15 protein-coding genes are annotated in these 15,242 nt (G+C 65.5%); 14 read left to right on the forward strand and 1 reads right to left on the reverse strand.

Translation table 11 applies throughout. The features are described 5' to 3' along the window. Positions 1 to 745: 745 nt before the first annotated feature. Genes flhF through ABS769_RS08795 form a run of 6 tightly spaced genes read left to right on the forward strand, consistent with a single transcriptional unit; the run spans position 746 to position 6,784 of the window. The gene (flhF, locus tag ABS769_RS08770; protein WP_317060725.1) at positions 746 to 2,428 is read left to right on the forward strand and encodes a flagellar biosynthesis protein FlhF; all 1,683 of its coding nucleotides are present in this window, start codon (positions 746 to 748) and stop codon (positions 2,426 to 2,428) included. Next, a complete protein-coding gene (locus ABS769_RS08775) occupies positions 2,415 to 3,299 on the forward strand; it encodes a MinD/ParA family protein (RefSeq protein WP_006451802.1) in 885 nt (294 codons plus the stop codon). The genes flhF and ABS769_RS08775 overlap by 14 nt, the downstream gene beginning before the upstream one ends. Then, positions 3,296 to 4,069, forward strand: a complete 774-nt coding sequence (locus ABS769_RS08780) for an RNA polymerase sigma factor FliA (RefSeq protein WP_023903918.1) — start codon at positions 3,296 to 3,298, stop codon at positions 4,067 to 4,069. The genes ABS769_RS08775 and ABS769_RS08780 overlap by 4 nt, the downstream gene beginning before the upstream one ends. A 35-nt stretch (positions 4,070 to 4,104) precedes the next feature. Continuing rightward, positions 4,105 to 4,497: a chemotaxis response regulator CheY gene (gene cheY / locus ABS769_RS08785; protein ID WP_002813536.1), complete on the forward strand. Its 393-nt coding sequence runs from the start codon at positions 4,105 to 4,107 to the stop codon at positions 4,495 to 4,497. Beyond that, complete coding sequence (locus tag ABS769_RS08790; protein ID WP_006450905.1) at positions 4,497 to 5,123, forward strand: protein phosphatase CheZ; 627 nt, start codon at positions 4,497 to 4,499, stop codon at positions 5,121 to 5,123. Before cheY ends, ABS769_RS08790 begins: the two co-directional genes overlap by 1 nt. Before the next feature lie 2 nt (positions 5,124 to 5,125). Beyond that, positions 5,126 to 6,784 (forward strand): chemotaxis protein CheA, encoded by a 1,659-nt coding sequence (locus ABS769_RS08795; protein WP_317060724.1) that lies wholly within the window; start codon positions 5,126 to 5,128, stop codon positions 6,782 to 6,784. Between the two features lie 148 nt (positions 6,785 to 6,932). On the opposite strand, the gene ABS769_RS08800 is transcribed toward ABS769_RS08795, so the two are convergent. Continuing rightward, on the reverse strand, positions 6,933 to 7,232 hold the full coding sequence (locus tag ABS769_RS08800) for a HigA family addiction module antitoxin (RefSeq protein ID WP_317060723.1): 300 nt from the start codon (positions 7,230 to 7,232) through the stop codon (positions 6,933 to 6,935). Here ABS769_RS08800 and ABS769_RS22710 point away from each other — a divergent pair. The 8 genes from ABS769_RS22710 (at position 7,200) to ABS769_RS08840 (ending at position 14,635) form a co-directional block, all read left to right on the forward strand. Then, entirely contained in the window at positions 7,200 to 7,568 is a 369-nt protein-coding gene (locus ABS769_RS22710; RefSeq protein ID WP_430544135.1) for a hypothetical protein, read from the forward strand. The two genes, ABS769_RS08800 and ABS769_RS22710, sit on opposite strands and share 33 nt — an antisense overlap. Positions 7,569 to 8,073: 505 nt before the next feature. Further along, complete coding sequence (locus tag ABS769_RS08810) at positions 8,074 to 8,814, forward strand: flagellar motor protein (RefSeq protein WP_317060721.1); 741 nt, start codon at positions 8,074 to 8,076, stop codon at positions 8,812 to 8,814. A gap of 7 nt (positions 8,815 to 8,821) precedes the next feature. Further along, positions 8,822 to 9,796 carry a flagellar motor protein MotD gene (gene motD / locus ABS769_RS08815; protein WP_317060720.1) on the forward strand — a complete coding sequence of 325 codons (975 nt, stop codon included), beginning with the start codon at positions 8,822 to 8,824 and terminating at the stop codon, positions 9,794 to 9,796. Position 9,797: 1 nt separating this feature from the next. Further along, positions 9,798 to 10,580, forward strand: coding sequence for a ParA family protein (locus tag ABS769_RS08820; protein ID WP_317060719.1), 783 nt, complete (start codon positions 9,798 to 9,800; stop codon positions 10,578 to 10,580). Continuing rightward, complete coding sequence (locus ABS769_RS08825; RefSeq protein WP_317060718.1) at positions 10,577 to 11,827, forward strand: chemotaxis protein CheW; 1,251 nt, start codon at positions 10,577 to 10,579, stop codon at positions 11,825 to 11,827. The genes ABS769_RS08820 and ABS769_RS08825 overlap by 4 nt, the downstream gene beginning before the upstream one ends. A gap of 103 nt (positions 11,828 to 11,930) precedes the next feature. Then, the gene (locus ABS769_RS08830) at positions 11,931 to 12,239 is read left to right on the forward strand and encodes an STAS domain-containing protein (protein WP_023903904.1); all 309 of its coding nucleotides are present in this window, start codon (positions 11,931 to 11,933) and stop codon (positions 12,237 to 12,239) included. Beyond that, entirely contained in the window at positions 12,236 to 12,601 is a 366-nt protein-coding gene (locus ABS769_RS08835) for a response regulator (protein WP_002806565.1), read from the forward strand. The genes ABS769_RS08830 and ABS769_RS08835 overlap by 4 nt, the downstream gene beginning before the upstream one ends. A 33-nt stretch (positions 12,602 to 12,634) precedes the next feature. Further along, positions 12,635 to 14,635 carry a chemotaxis protein CheA gene (locus ABS769_RS08840; RefSeq protein WP_317060717.1) on the forward strand — a complete coding sequence of 667 codons (2,001 nt, stop codon included), beginning with the start codon at positions 12,635 to 12,637 and terminating at the stop codon, positions 14,633 to 14,635. Positions 14,636 to 15,242 lie beyond the last annotated feature (607 nt).

A 15,242-nucleotide genomic window follows, 5' to 3' on the forward strand; every position in this document is an offset into this window, starting at 1 on the left:
GGCTCTACCGGGACAGCCCGTCGCGCCCAAGGGCGCTCCTACGACACGCGACATGCTGCGGACCAGGAAAGCTTGCTGACATCACTGTAGGAGCGACCCTGGTCGCGAGGGCGTTACCGGGAGGGCACATCGCGCCCGGGTGCGCTCCTACAACACGCTGGGCAATCCGACGACATGCTGCGGATCAGGCAAGGTCGCCACCTGTAGGAGCGCACCCGGCGCGAGGGCTTTACCGGGACGGCCCATCGCGCCCAGGTGCGCTCCTACGAATCCGCCCGCGCCCGGCCCTCTCGCTGCGGACAGGCGACCGACCACCGCGTCGGAAAGCCGCCACTCGTCCAAACCTCCAATCGATTGCACGACGCCAGCCGTTTCGAGGCTTTGCGGGCGCTCCACGCTCAACCTCCCACCCGCCAGCGCATCCACCCGCACAGTGGATGCCAACACATCGCGCCCCGAGAGAAAGTCAATCAAACCAGTGACTTGAAATCTTGCAGCCGGGCCGATCGCACAGCTCCAGCCTGTCCCAACCTTCCAGATCCCCGCGCCGGAACCCCGGCACCGCGTTTTGGCACGCCGCGTGCATTAGCTCTGGCGAGACCGCAGTCAGCTTGATCGCTGCGGGGCGAGCAGCAGCACTTGGAACAACCGAACGGGACAGGCAACTCATGACGCTGGCAACACACCCACATTTATCGCGCACCCGTCCGGCGTCCGGCGGGTCCCGTTCCTGGAGGCACTTCGCATGAAAATCAAACGCTTCGTTGCCCCGGACATGCGCACCGCATTCCGCATGGTGCGTGAAGAACACGGCCCGGACGCAGTGATCCTGTCCAACCGCCGTACCGCCGAAGGCATCGAGATCGTCGCTGCCAGCAACTACGACGAAGAACTCGTGCAGCGCGCTCTGGAAACTGCGCGCTCCGAGACTCCGGCGGCTTCGGCACAGATCGAACAGGCACCTGCCCAACATGCGCCGGTCCAGCAGGCCCCGGCCAGGCCGGCCGCGCCGTTCCACGCCCCGCTAAAGCCGGCCGGCGACACCGGCAGCAGCCAGCGTCAACGTGTTGCCAGCGCCGCAGACGACATGATCGCCGCGATGGCGCTGCGCCAGCCGGTCAACGTGCCGCGCTCGGCGCCGGTCGCCGCACCGGTGCGGACTGCTGCGGCCCCGTCTGCCGCCGCTCAAGCATTGGCCCACGCCGTTGCAGTTGCCGCCGCACCGCGCCAGGAACATGCGCTGTCGGCAGTGCCGGAACAGCTGTTCGCCGACTTCCTGACCACCGCACCGGTGCAGGCTCCGGTGCACGCTGCCCCGGTGCAGGCACGCACGCCGATCATGGCCGCCGCGCTCGCCACCCACGCCTCTTACGGGCAGGACGACGACGAGCAGGACGACGACGGCTTCGACATGGACGACGCGCTGCCGCAGATCCTGCCGCCGGCCGCATTGCCGCCGCTGGTCGCCGCCCCGGTCGCCCTGGCCGCCGTGCCGGTCGCCGCCGCCCCGGTGCCGCAGAACGACGAAGAACTCAAGCAGCTGCGCGGTGAGCTGGCGCTGATGCGTCAGATGATCGAGCGCGAAATGAACCGCCTCACCGACGAGCGCCTGCGTGGCTCACCGGTGCGTGCGCAGGCCCTGGAGCTGATGGACGACTACGGCTTCGATGCCGGTCTGATCCGCGATGTGGCCCTGCAGATTCCGGCCGATACCGAATTGCACCGCGGCCGCGGGCTGATGCTGGGCCTGCTGTCCAAGCGTCTGCCGGTGGCTCCGATCGACCCGCTGGAACGCGGCGGCGTGATCGCCCTGGTCGGCCCGACCGGCGCCGGCAAGACCACCACCATCGCCAAACTCGCGCAGCGCTTCGCCGCCCAGCACGCCCCGCGCGACGTGGCCCTGGTCACCACCGACACCCAGCGCGTCGGCGGCCGCGAGCAGCTGCACAGCTACGGCCGTCAGCTCGGCATCGCGGTGCACGAGGCCGACAGCGCCGAGAGCCTGCTGGAACTGCTCGAGCGCCTGCGCGACTACAAGCTGGTGTTGATCGACACCGCCGGCATGGGCCAGCGCGACCGCGCCCTGGCCGCACAGCTGAACTGGCTGCGCGCCGCGCACCAGGTCACCTCGCTGCTGGTACTGCCGGCCAACGCCCATTTTTCCGACCTCGACGAGGTCGTACGCCGCTTCGCCCACGCCAAGCCCCAAGGCGTGGTGCTGACCAAACTCGACGAGACCGGCCGCTTCGGCAGCGCCTTGTCGGTGGTGGTCGACCACCAAATGCCCATCACCTGGGTGACTGACGGACAGCGGGTCCCCGACGACCTGCACCGCGCCAATGCCGCCAGTCTCGTTCTTCGCCTTGAAGATTTGCGGCGCGCTGCCGATAAGCCCTGTACTCCGGAGCACAACCATGCAGTCGCGTGAATACGCCAAGCTGACCAACGCCTTCCCCCTGACGGCGACCCGTCCCGAGCCCCTGGGCCCGGTGCGCACCATTGCCGTGACCGGTGGCAAGGGCGGCGTGGGTAAAACCAACATCTCCGCCAACCTGGCCGTGGCCCTCGCCGAGATGGGCAAGCGCACTTTGCTGCTCGACGCCGACCTTGGCCTGGCCAATCTCGATGTGGTGCTGGGCCTGTCGCCCAAGTACACCCTGGCCGACCTGATCGCCGGCCGCTGCACGCTGGACGAAGTGATCATCGAAGGCCCGGGCGGCGTGCTGGTGGTTCCGGCCGCCTCCGGTCGCCGCCACATGGCCGAACTGGCCCCGGCCCAGCACATCGGCCTGGTCAACGTGTTCTCCGAACTGGAACGCGACCTGGACGTGATGGTCATCGACACCGCCGCCGGCATCACCGACAGCGTGCTGACCTTCTGCCAGGCCGCCCAGGACACCGTGGTGGTGGTCTGCGACGAACCGGCCTCGATCACCGACGCCTACGCGCTGATCAAGGTGCTCTCGCGCGAACGCGGCGTGGACCGCCTGCAGATCATCGCCAACATGGTGCGCGACCCCAACGAAGGCCGCCTGCTGTACGACAAGCTGTCGCGGGTCTGCGAAAAATTCCTCGGCGACGTGTCGCTGAACTACCTCGGCCACGTGCCGCAGGACGACTGGTTGCGTTTGTCGGTACAGCGCCAGCAACCGGTCATCAAGGCCTACCCCGCCAGCCCCTCGGCGCTGGCCATCGCAGAAATCGCGCGGCGTACCTCGCGCTGGCAGGCCCCCACCGTGCCACGCGGCAACGTCGAGTTCTTTGTCGAACGCATCATCCAACGGGGGGTCGCCGCATGAGCACCGCTACCGCAACCGCAACGACGGCCACCGCGCAGTACCGTGCAGTGCAACGCAACAACGCCAACGACATCGTCACCCAGCATGCCGATCTGGTGCGCCGCATCGCCCACCATCTGGCCGCGCGCCTGCCGGCGAGCGTGGAAGTGGACGACTTGATCCAGGCCGGCATGATCGGCCTGATCGAAGCCTCGCGCAGTTACGACTCCGAGCAGGGCGCCTCTTTCGAAACCTATGCCTCGATCCGTATCCGCGGCTCGATGATCGACGAGATTCGCAGAGGCGACTGGGTGCCGCGTTCGGTACACCGCCGTGCCCGCGACGCTGCTGCTGCAGTACGCAAGATCGAACAGAACACCGGCCGCGCCGCCGCCGCCACCGAAGTGGCTGCCGCGATGGAAATGCCGTTGCCCGATTACCTGCGTCTGATGGAGGACGCCGCGCGCGGCCAGGTGCTGAGCCTGGAGTCGCGCATCGAAGATCACGGCGAGCTGGACACCACCGCCAAGGGTGGCCCCAACCCGCAGCAGATGATGGAGCGTGGCGAGTTCGGCCGCGAGCTGGGCAAGGCCATCGGCCAGTTGCCCGAGCGCGAGCAGCTGGTGCTGTCGCTGTACTACGAACAGGAATTGAACCTGAAGGAAATCGGCGCCGTGCTCGGTGTCAGCGAATCGCGCGTCTGCCAGATCCACGGCCAGGCCGTGGTGCGTCTGCGCGGCCGCCTCAAGGTCTTCGAACTGGCCGATGCCGGTGTCGAAATTGACGAATGATTTTTTCGCGTATTTTTTAGTGTTAGGAGCTTGATGTGAACAAGAACATGCGGATTTTGATCGTGGACGACTTCTCGACGATGCGACGTATCGTCAAGAATCTGTTGGGCGATCTTGGCTTCACCAATACCGCAGAGGCCGAAGACGGCAACAGCGCATTGGCGGCGTTGCGGGCCGGCCCGTTCGATTTCGTGGTCACCGACTGGAACATGCCCGGCATGACCGGTATCGACCTGCTGCGCAACATCCGCGCCGACGCCAAGCTCAAGCACCTGCCGGTGATGATGGTGACCGCCGAAGCCAAGCGCGAGCAGATCATCGAAGCGGCCCAGTGCGGCGTGAATGGCTACATCATCAAGCCGTTCACCGCGCAGACGCTGGAAGAAAAGCTGGGCAAGGTGTTCGAACGTCTGGCGGCGACCGCCTGATGAACGCCACCGTGGAAACCAATGCCGAACGCGCTGCCTTGATCGACCGCCTGCAAGGCGCGCTCGATGCACTGGAAAGCGGTGACGAAGCCGCATGGAAGCGCGAGGTCGACCACCTCGCCGCCTTGCGCACCCGTCCGATGATGCAGGGCCTGAGCCGGCTCGCACGCGAACTCGGTCAGGCGCTGGGCGAACTGCCCACCGTGCCCGAAGAAGCCGGCGAGCTGGACGATGCGTGTTCGCGCCTGGACCACGTGGTGGAAATGACCGAAAAGGCCAGCCATCGCACGCTGGATCTGGTCGAAGAATGCCGTGAGCTGGCCAACCAGCTGCGCGACGGCGGTCTGAATCAGGACCAGGGCGCGCTGATGGACAAGATGCGCCACAACCTGACCGAACTGTCGCTGGCGCAGAGCTACCAGGACCTGAGCGGGCAGATCATCCGGCGTGTGGCCGGCATCGTGCGACGCGTGCACGAAGGCTTCGGTGCGCTGGGCCTGCCGCCCAAGAGCACCGAGCCGAAGAAAGACGACGGCGGTCTTGCCGGTCCTGCAGTCAAGGGCCTGGACCGTCACGCGGTGTCGCAGGACGACGCCGATGACCTGCTGTCCGGATTGGGGTTGTAACCATGAGTGCTGTTCCAGACGATATTGCTGCCGATTTCATCGTCGAGGCCCAGGAAATCCTGGATCGCCTCGGCGAACAGCTGGTCGCGCTGGAACAGGCACCGGACGAAGCCGACCAGCTCAACGCGGTGTTCCGCGGTTTCCACACGCTCAAGGGCGGTGCCGGCTTTCTGGCGATCAAGCCCATGGTGGAGCTGTGCCACGCCGCTGAAGAAACCCTCGGCATGGCGCGCTCCGGCCAGGCGGTGTTGCAGGCGCATCACTTCGATGCCGCGCAGCAGTCGCTGGATTATCTGCAGGCCATGCTGGATGCGATGGGCTCGGGCGAAACCGTGCCGCATGCGCCGGCCTCGCTGATTGCACAGTTCGATGCCAAGAGCGGCCCGCCGGCGGTCAAGGCCGCGCCTAAAGCCGCATTGGCTGCGGTGGCCACACCTGCCCATGACGACGGCCACGCACCGGCGCCCGGCACCAAGGCCGCGCCCAAAGCCGCCGCAAAAGGTGCCGAAGCCGAACAGACCGTGCGCGTTGACACCAAGCGCCTGGACGCCATCGTCAACCTGATCGGCGAACTGGTGCTCTCGCGCAATCGTCTCAAGACCCTGCGCACCCGCTTGCGCGACGAAGAACTCGATCGCGCGGTCAGCGTGCTGGATATCGCAACCGCGCGTTTGCAGACCGCGGTCATGCGCACCCGCATGCAGCCGGTCAGCAAGGTGTTCTCGCGCTTCCCCAAGGTGGCCCGCGATGTCGCGCGCACCTTGTCCAAGGAAGTGGAGCTGGAACTGATCGGCGCCGAAACGGAATTGGACCGTAATCTGGTCGAAGCCCTGGCCGACCCGCTGGTGCATCTGGTGCGCAACGCGATCGACCACGGCATCGAGTCCCCTGCCCTGCGCGAAGCCACCGGCAAACCGCGCAGTGGTCATGTGCGTCTGTCCGCGCAGCAGGAAGGCGACTACGTCAGTATCGAAATCCAGGACGACGGCGCCGGTATCGACCCCGAGCGGCTGCGCGAAATCGCCCGCAATAAAGGCCTGATCGACGCCGAAGCCGCTGCCCGTCTAAGTACCGACGAATGCCTACATCTGATCTTCATGCCGGGCTTCTCGACCAAGGCCGAAGTCACCGACATCTCCGGCCGTGGCGTGGGCATGGACGTGGTGCAATCGCGCATCCGCGAACTCAGCGGACAGATCCAGATCCAGTCCGAACTGGGCCGCGGCAGCCGCTTCATGATCCGCGTGCCGCTGACGCTGGCGATCCTGCCCACCCTATTGGTGCAGGCCGGCGAAGCGGTCTACGCCTTGCCGCTGGCCCGCGTGGTCGAGGTGCTGCACGCCCCGCAGACCTCGTTGGGCTGGTTCGACGGCCGCGCCGTGCTGGACCGCCGCTCGCACACCCTGCCGCTGATCGACCTGCGTCGCTGGCTGGGCGTGCCCGCCGAGCAACCGCCGCTGCTGACCGTGGTGCTGCTGCAGGCCGGCGAAACCCGCTTCGGCCTGGTGGTGGACCAGGTGCGCGGCCGCGAGGAAGTGGTGATCAAGCCCCTGCCCCGCGCCCTGCGCGGCCTGCCCGGCTACGCCGGCGCCACCCTGATCGGCGACGGCCGCATGGCGCTGATCCTGGATGTGGATGGATTGCGCTCCAGCGATCATTGATTTTGGGGATTGGGGATTCGGGATTGGGAGAATCGGGAATCGGGAATCGGGAATCGGGAATCGTCATTACGATCCTGGTCGCATGAGTTGATGACAACGGCTGCGTATTGCAGCCGTTGTCGTTTCCACGCGTCGCCTTGCCGAGAACCTAGGCCGCCACACGCGGCTGCACGTTGCGCTCGATCTCGCTGCGGTTGGGCAAGGTCTTGAGTTCATACGTGGCCTGCAGCACGAGCCAGGACGCCGCATCGCCACCGAAGTGGCGTGCAAGCCGCGCTGCGGTATCGGCGCTGATGGCACGCTCGCCATGCACGATGCTGTGGATGCGCGTTGCCGGTACATCCAGCGCCTGCGCCAGGCCGTTGATGGTCAGCCCCAGCGGCAGCATGAAATCTTCCCGCAGGATTTCGCCAGGATGGATGGCGCGCAGTTTGTTGGTGAGTCGCATGGCAACACCTCAGTGGTAATCGACAATCTCAACGTGCTCGGGGCCGGCGTCAGTCCAGACAAAGCACACACGCCATTGGTCATTGATGCGGATGCTGTGCTGACCTGCACGCGTACCCGCCAACAGCTCAAGCCGATTGCCCGGCGGGCTGCGCAAGAACTCCAGCGTCTGCGCCGAATCCAGCAATTGCAGCTTCCGTTCGGCCGCTGCCTGCATGGACCGGAATTGCCGCGGGCTAGCGCCTTCGAACAAGGCGCGTGTGTGCTTGCATCGAAACGACTGGATCATCCTGATCACCCTCATTACGTCAGACGGAATATATTACGCATCGCGTAATAGCGCAAGGGTGATCCATACTCTCACCCCAATCCTCGCGCCACGGCCCGGCCCGCGCTTACTGCGCGGTCGCTTCGAGGCACGCGCGCCAATGGAGCGCAAATCGTGCCTTCTCGCCCCGACGGGAGATGGGCTTCAAGCAACTTCTTCATCACCGCATTCATGCCTTCTCGAAGTCACGGCAACAAAGTACCGAGGCGGTAACGTGGCCGGGGATTGGCGGAGAGCGGCACACGGATGTGCCGCGCGGCGAGTCAGACAGGATGTCTGACCGAGCCGAGGAGCCGATCCCCGGCCGCGCTGCCGCCGCTTACCGAAGCCGGCGACTAGCAGGCGAGGGCCTGGTCGTACCCTGAAAAACCGTACCCTCACCCCAACCCCTCCCCCGGCGGGAGAGGGGCTTTAAGCCAGCAGGACATGGGCCTTCAGCCCCAAACGACAACTTTCTGGCGCTTCAACCAAGCGCGCCTATCAAGTCCGCCGCGCTTGGGCCGATACCGCTTGCATGGACAGACTTAGCATTATCGGACTGCTGCTCGCGATCGTGGCGATCGTGGGCGGTAGCGTGTTGAAAGGCGCCGGTATTTCGTCGCTGTGGTCGCCGGCTGCCTTCCTGATCGTGATCGTCGGTACCGTGGCGGCGATTTTGCTGCACACCTCCCCGGCAGTTTTCCGGCGCGCCTTCAAGATCCTGCGTTGGGTGATCCAGCCGCCGGCCAGCGACCGCCCGCAGTTGCTGTCGCGCATTGTCGAATGGAGCAACATCGCCCGTCGCCAGGGCCTGCTGGGCCTGGAAGACGAGCTCCCGCGCCAGGACGACGCGTTCCTGCGCAAAGGCCTGCAGATGCTGGTCGATGGCGTGGAGCCCGAATCCATGCGGCATATGCTCGAGATCGAAGTGGACAACCAGGAGCGTCAGGATCTTGCCGCGGCCAAGGTGTTCGAAGGCATGGGCATCTATGCGCCCACGCTGGGCATCATCGGCGCGGTGCTCGGCCTGATGGCGGTGATGAAGAACCTGGCCGACCCGGCCATGCTCGGGCACGGTATCGCGGCTGCGTTCACCGCCACCATCTACGGCATCGCCTCGGCCAATCTGTTGTTCCTGCCGGTGGCTGCCAAGCTCAAGAGCGTCATCCATTGCAGCACCAACGAGCGCGAAATGGCGATCGAAGGCTTGATCGCGATCGCCCAGGGCGAGAACCCGCGCAACATTGAATCGAAATTGGCCGGATACTTGCATTAAGCCCGTCATGGCCCGCCGTCGCAAACATCACGAAGAACATGGCAACCACGAAGCGTGGGCGATTCCGTATGCCGATCTGATGACGCTGCTGCTGGCGTTCTTCGTGGTGATGTACGCGATCTCCTCGCTCAACGAGGGCAAGTACAAGGTCATGGCGCAGGCGCTGACCACCGCGTTCGGTGGCTCGTCCAATGCCGCCAGCCCGGTGCAGATCGGCAAGACCCAGACCCTGGGGGCGGACTACGACCGCCCGTCCGTGATCAAGGCCGGCGCACCGATGGCCGCCTCCAACGGCCCCACCGACCCCACCCTGCTGCCATCGATGGCCGCGCAGATGCGCATGCCGGTGTCGCTGCGCAACCAGGCGCAACTGGCGCGGGCGCAGCGGCAGATGGATGCGGTGGCCCAGCAGCTGAGCAAGACGCTGGCGCCGCTGATCGACAAGAAACTCATCACCATCCGCCGCAACGATCTGTGGATCGAAGTGGAGATCAACAGCGACATCCTGTTTGGCACAGGCTCGGCCGCATTGGCCGGCACCGCCCGCGACACCCTGTCCACCCTCGCCTCGGTGCTGCGCGATGCGCCCAACGGCGTGCGCGTGGAGGGCTATACCGATAACCAGCCGATCGCCACCGCGCAGTTTCCCTCCAACTGGGAACTGTCGGCCGCGCGTGCCGCCAGCGTGGTGCACCTGTTCGCCGACGATGGCGTTGCCCCGCAGCGATTGGCGATGGTGGGCTATGGAGAATTCCGCGCACGTGCCGATAACAGCACTGAGGCGGGACGGAATGCGAACCGGCGTGTGGTGTTGATCATCCTCGCTGATTCGGCTGGCTCACTCGCACCCGATCCGCCATCGCAGATGCATGCGACCGCCGCCGGGGCGCCGAAGCTTCCCAAGTCTGACGGCGGCCAAACGGCCGTCACCACCGAAAGCGGCACAAGTTCCGTCCCCGCCGTAATTCAAGGAGTGCAGTGAGATGCGTATCTGGGCAATCGCCAACCAAAAGGGCGGCGTGGGCAAGACCACCACGACGCTGGCACTGGGTCGCGGCTTGGCCGCGCTCGGCCACCGGGTGCTGTTGGTCGACCTCGATCCGCACTCCTCGCTCACCCGCGCGTTCGGCGTGGCGGTGGACCCGCCGCCGCGCGGGGTACTGGACCTGTTCGGCACCCCGCCAAGCGACCTGGCCAGCCTGTTGCACGAAAGCAGCATCCCTGGCCTGTCCTATGTGTGCGCGCAAGCGGCACTGGCCACGCTGGAACGTCGCAGCGCCAATCAGCCCGGTCTGGGCCTGGCCCTGCAGAACGCCATGACCCGCCACGCCGGCCAGCACGACTACATCCTGCTGGACTGCCCGCCGACCCTTGGCCTGCTAATGATCAATGCCCTGGCCGCCTGCGACCGCGTGGTGGTGCCGACCCAGGCCGAGCCACTCGCCCTGCATGGCCTGGCCAGCATGGTGCGCACCGCCGACATGGTGCAGCGCTCGCGTCGCCGCCCGTTGCCGGTGTCGATCCTGCCGACCTTGTTCGACCGCCGCACCCGCGCCGGGACCGAGACGCTCAAAGAAATGCAGGCCACCTACGGCGCAGTCGTCTGGGAAGACGCGGTGCCGGTAGATACCCGTATCTGTAACGCTGCGGCGCTGACCGTTCCCGCCACCGGCGGCGACTATCAGGGCCGTGGCTTGTCTGCTTATCGCCGCGCGCTGGAATGGGTGCTGGCCGATGACGCGATGCCCATGGAGCAAGCCGCATGAGCAACCACACCGCCAACGGTGAGCTCGACGATTATCTGGAAGGCCTGCTGCACGATGCCGGCGTGGATGTCCCCGCTGCCGTGACTGCCGCTGCTGTCACCGCTGCGGTGGCGACTGCCGACATCGCCGCGGCACCGGCGCTTGCCGACACCGACGCAGACCTCGCGCTGGCAGAGCCACCCGTGCAGGCCGTCGCTGTGCCGGAAGCGATCACCCCCGTGCTCAGCGCCGAAGCGATCGCTGCCGATTTTCTGGCCGAAATGGATGCCGACCCCGCCTTCGGCCCGCCAGTCGTTGCCGCGCCGAGCGCTGCAGACATCGCCGCCGATTTCCTCGCCGAAATGGATGCCGACCCCGCCTTCGGCCCGCCGGTCGTCGCCGCGCCGAGCGCTGCAGACATCGCCGCCGATTTCCTCGCCGAAATGGATGCCGATCCGGCCTTCGGCCCGCCAGTCGTTGCCGCGCCGAGCGCTGCAGACATCGCCGCCGATTTCCTGGCCGAGATGGATGCCGACCCCGCCTTCGCCACCGCCGCGCCCAGCCCGTTCATGAGCACGGCCGATCTGATGGCCGAAATGGACGCAGACCCTGCCTTCGGCACCGCCGCCTCCAGTGCCGACTTGTTGGCTGCCGATCTGTTGTCGGAGATGGATGCGGACCCGGCCTTCGGTCTTGCCGCACCAGCCGCGCCGGCACCTGCGCGCCCGGCGCAAGCGCCGATCGCACCGCACCGCGCGCCACCGCCTTCGATCTATCCGCAAGGCCTTGAAGCGCTGCTCGCACCCGGCCAGGCCGAACGCATCCATGCCGAACGGCGCGCGGCCGAACGCAGTACGCGTTGGCTGCGCCTGCGCTGCGGCGAACAGACGTATGCACTCGAATTGCTCAAGGTGCAGGAAGTGGTCTTGCCGGTGCCGCTGCTGCCATTGCGCGGCACCCCCAGCGCAATGCTCGGCATCATGAATCTGCGTGGCCAGGTGGTACCGGTGATGGATCTGGGTATCCATCTCGGTGCATCGGCGGTGGACATGGATCTGCACACCCGCGTGGTGGTGCTGGAAGAAAACGGCGAAACCATGGGTCTGCGCGTGTCGGCGGTGGAAGACGTCACCAGCCTCACCGATCAGCAGATCGAGCCGCCAGACAACGCACGCCTGTGCCGCATCTCCAACAACCTGTTCCGCGGCGTCGCGCGCCTGGGTCATCAGCCGATGATCCTGCTCGATGCCAGCCATCTGCTGCATTGATGCGCCGCATAGCTGACGCGCGCATGCACGCGCAGCGATTCAACGTTAAAGCTTTCCCGCCCCCCGCCGTTAGTACGCATAGAACCGTCCGTTCGGAGCAACGATGAGCACAGTGACATTGGGTGAGGATCTCGGCATCGAGACCAGCACCGACCTCAAGCAAAAGCTAGCCGCAGTCCTCGCGGAGGATGGCGATCTGGTGCTTGACGCCGGTGAAGTCCGCCGCATCCACACCGCCAGCGTGCAGTTGCTCTGCGCCTTCGTGCAGGCCCGCCGCCAGGCCGGGTTGAACACCGAGTTCGATGGCTGCAACGACACTTTTAGAGATGCGGCCCGTCTGCTCGGCGTCACCGACGCGCTCGGACTTTCCGCATCCAATGACAACCTGAAATCTGTGGAGAACGCCGCATGAGCGCACGTATCTTGGTGGTGGACGATTCGGCGTCAATGCGCCAGATGGTCTCTTTCGCCCTCACCTCTGCCGGCTTTGCCGTCGAAGAAGCCGAAGACGGCGCCGTTGCGCTGGGCCGCGCGAAGGGCCAGCGCTTCAATGCGGTGGTCACCGACGTGAACATGCCCAACATGGACGGCATTTCGCTGATTCGCGAACTGCGCCAGCTGCCGGATTACAAGTTCACCCCGATGCTGATGCTCACCACCGAATCGGCGGCCGACAAGAAATCCGAAGGCAAAGCTGCCGGTGCCACCGGCTGGCTGGTCAAGCCGTTCAATCCAGAACAGCTGATCGCCACCGTCCAGAAAGTTCTGGGTTAATTCTCTCTCGCTTCACCATCGGATTTCGCACCCATGAGCATGGACCTGCAACGTTTCCACGCCACTTTTTTCGAGGAAAGCCGTGAAGGGCTCGACGCGATGGAGGCCGGGCTGCTGTCCCTTGAAGAGGGCAACCGCGACCCGGAAATCATCAACTCGGTGTTCCGCGCTGCGCACTCGATCAAGGGTGGCGCTGCCACTTTCGGTTTCGAGGCCGTCGCCGGCCTGACCCACGTGCTGGAGACGCTGCTGGACGAACTGCGCTCCAACAAGCGCCAGCTCGCCCCCAATGCGGTCGATGCCATGCTTGGCTCGGTCGACGTACTGCGCGCCCTGCTGCGCGAAGCCGAACACGGCACCCCGGCCGACCCGGCTGCGGTCAAGGCCGTGCACACACGCTTGAACGCGGTGCTGGCTGGCGAAGCACCTGTAGCTGCAGTCGTTGCCAAGCCGAAGGAAGAAGAACCCGAAGCCTGGCACATCGGCTTTACCCCGGCGCCGTCGCTGTTCATGAGCGGCAACGACCCGCTGCGCATCATCCGCGAGCTCGAGCACCTGGGCCCGCTGCAGATTGCTGCCCGTCTTGAGCGCATGCCGGGCTTTGAAAACATCGACCCGCTGGAAGCCTACCTGGCCTGGGATCTGGGCCTGATCGGCAAGATTCCGCGCAGCAAGATCGAAGACACCTTTGCCTGGGTGGTGGACGATTGCGAGCTGGATATCCGCCCGATGGCCGTGCCCGGCCCGCCGCCGAGCCTGGCGGTCGACGCGGCTGACACTGCCGCCGTCGTGGTTGCAGCAACCGCCGCTGCAGAACCTGCTGCCGCCGTTGCCACGCCTGCCAAGGCCGCCGCTGCCGAAGCCGAAAGCTCCATCCGCGTCAGCGTCGACAAGGTCGATGCCCTGATCAACCTGGTCGGCGAACTGGTCATTACACAGGCCATGCTCAAGCAGGTCTCCACCGGCCTGGACCCGGCGCATGCCGAACAGTTGTTTGCCGGTCTGGATCTGCTCGAACGCAACACCCGCGATCTGCAGGAAGCGGTCATCGGCGTGCGCATGCTGCCCGTCGATGCGGTATTCCGCCGCTTCCCGCGTCTGGTGCGCGACCTCTCCAGCCGCCTCGGCAAGCAGGTGCGTCTGCGCACGATTGGCGAAAGCACCGAGTTGGACAAGGGACTGATCGAAAAGATCGCCGATCCGTTGGTGCACCTGGTGCGCAACTCGATCGACCATGGTCTGGAAATGCCCGATGCGCGCCGCGCCTCCGGCAAGGACGAGACCGGCACCATCACCCTGGCGGCATCGCACCAGGGCGGTCACATCGTGATCGAAGTCAGCGACGACGGCCGTGGCCTCAATCGCGCCAAGATCCTGGAAAAAGCGGCCGAACGCGGCATTGCCGTGCCGGACAACCCGACCGATGCGCAGGTGTGGGATCTGATCTTCGCACCGGGCTTCTCCACCGCCGATGCAGTGACCGATCTCTCCGGTCGTGGCGTGGGCATGGACGTGGTTCGCCGCAACATCCAGGGCCTGGGTGGCGAAGTGCAGCTGGAAAGCAGCGCCGGCAGCGGTACCCGCGTGCTGATCCGTCTGCCGCTGACCCTGGCCATCCTGGACGGCATGACCGTGTCGGTTGCCGGCGAAACCCTGATCCTGCCGCTGTCCTACGTGCTCGAAGCGCTGCAGCCGGCGCCGGAAGATGTCCGCTCGATGGCCGGCGACGGCCGGGTGCTGCGGGTGCGTGGCGAATATCTGCCGATCCTGTCGCTCACCAATTACTACGGTTTCGGCGGGCAACAGTCCTCCAAGGAATCGCTGGTGGTGGTGGTCGAAGGCGACGGCCAGAAGATCGCGCTGGAAGTGGACGAATTGCTTGGCCAGCAGCAGGTCGTGGTCAAGAACATCGAAAACAACTATCGCCGTATCCCGGGCGTCTCCGGCGCCACCATCCTCGGCGATGGACGGGTCTCGTTGATCGTGGACATCGGTGGCCTGGTGCGTTCGTTGAAAGTGCCGCAGGCGGCGTAAGACGCAAAGCCGCAGAAGAAGGCACTAAGAGCGGCTAACAAAACCTAGCGAGCGCCTGTCAGTGACTGCAGTGGTTTTGTCGGCCGTCTCTTGGTGGATGCAGTCAGAAGTCCAGATCAAACACTGAGTGGGTCGAATGCGCGGTGCCCTCACCGCACCAGAGAGTCTGCTGGTTGCTTTGTTTAAAACCATGCATACCGACCCTCTCGACTGGTCCTTGCCTGCCCACCGTCGCGGGACCTTACGCGGCATGGATGCCGCGTAAGAGCCTACACGGACGTACTTGCGGCGTGTCCCGCGAGGGTGGGCGGGCAAGGGCCCTGCAGCCAGACAGCAGATCAGCCGGCCTGCCTGGCGTGACGTAGTTTTGTTAGCCGCTCCAAACCGCGAAGGCCGCCGATGTTGTGCGGTAACGACAAAGCCCTGGCAGCGATGCCGGGGCTTTGTCGTTACCACGCACCCACTCGCCACACGCTGGCAATGCCGCCGTTGCCGCCCGTGCCTGTCCCCATTGCACGACGCAACGCAACGCCTCATACGCAGCGCACGCGCCGCAACGACGATGAACGCAGACGCATCGACGAACGCGCATCAGCTCAAGAAAACC

It is taken from the genome of Xanthomonas hortorum (assembly GCF_040279205.1).
Taxonomy (GTDB): domain Bacteria; phylum Pseudomonadota; class Gammaproteobacteria; order Xanthomonadales; family Xanthomonadaceae; genus Xanthomonas; species Xanthomonas hortorum_F.

Bases quoted from the DNA above. Each gene is read 5' to 3' on its own strand.
- ABS769_RS22710 (WP_430544135.1), top strand. From the start codon at position 7,200: ATGGATGGCGCGCAGTTTGTTGGTGAGTCGCATGGCAACACCTCAGTG.
- ABS769_RS08780 (WP_023903918.1), top strand. From the start codon at position 3,296: ATGAGCACCGCTACCGCAACCGCAACGACGGCCACCGCGCAGTACCGT.
- ABS769_RS08790 (WP_006450905.1), top strand. From the start codon at position 4,497: ATGAACGCCACCGTGGAAACCAATGCCGAACGCGCTGCCTTGATCGAC.
- ABS769_RS08810 (WP_317060721.1), top strand. From the start codon at position 8,074: ATGGACAGACTTAGCATTATCGGACTGCTGCTCGCGATCGTGGCGATC.
- ABS769_RS08795 (WP_317060724.1), top strand. From the start codon at position 5,126: ATGAGTGCTGTTCCAGACGATATTGCTGCCGATTTCATCGTCGAGGCC.
- ABS769_RS08830 (WP_023903904.1), top strand. From the start codon at position 11,931: ATGAGCACAGTGACATTGGGTGAGGATCTCGGCATCGAGACCAGCACC.
- ABS769_RS08825 (WP_317060718.1), top strand. From the start codon at position 10,577: ATGAGCAACCACACCGCCAACGGTGAGCTCGACGATTATCTGGAAGGC.
- ABS769_RS08840 (WP_317060717.1), top strand. From the start codon at position 12,635: ATGAGCATGGACCTGCAACGTTTCCACGCCACTTTTTTCGAGGAAAGC.
- ABS769_RS08775 (WP_006451802.1), top strand. From the start codon at position 2,415: ATGCAGTCGCGTGAATACGCCAAGCTGACCAACGCCTTCCCCCTGACG.
- flhF (WP_317060725.1), top strand. From the start codon at position 746: ATGAAAATCAAACGCTTCGTTGCCCCGGACATGCGCACCGCATTCCGC.
- ABS769_RS08800 (WP_317060723.1), bottom strand. From the start codon at position 7,232: ATGCGACTCACCAACAAACTGCGCGCCATCCATCCTGGCGAAATCCTG.
- ABS769_RS08835 (WP_002806565.1), top strand. From the start codon at position 12,236: ATGAGCGCACGTATCTTGGTGGTGGACGATTCGGCGTCAATGCGCCAG.
- motD (WP_317060720.1), top strand. From the start codon at position 8,822: ATGGCCCGCCGTCGCAAACATCACGAAGAACATGGCAACCACGAAGCG.
- ABS769_RS08820 (WP_317060719.1), top strand. From the start codon at position 9,798: ATGCGTATCTGGGCAATCGCCAACCAAAAGGGCGGCGTGGGCAAGACC.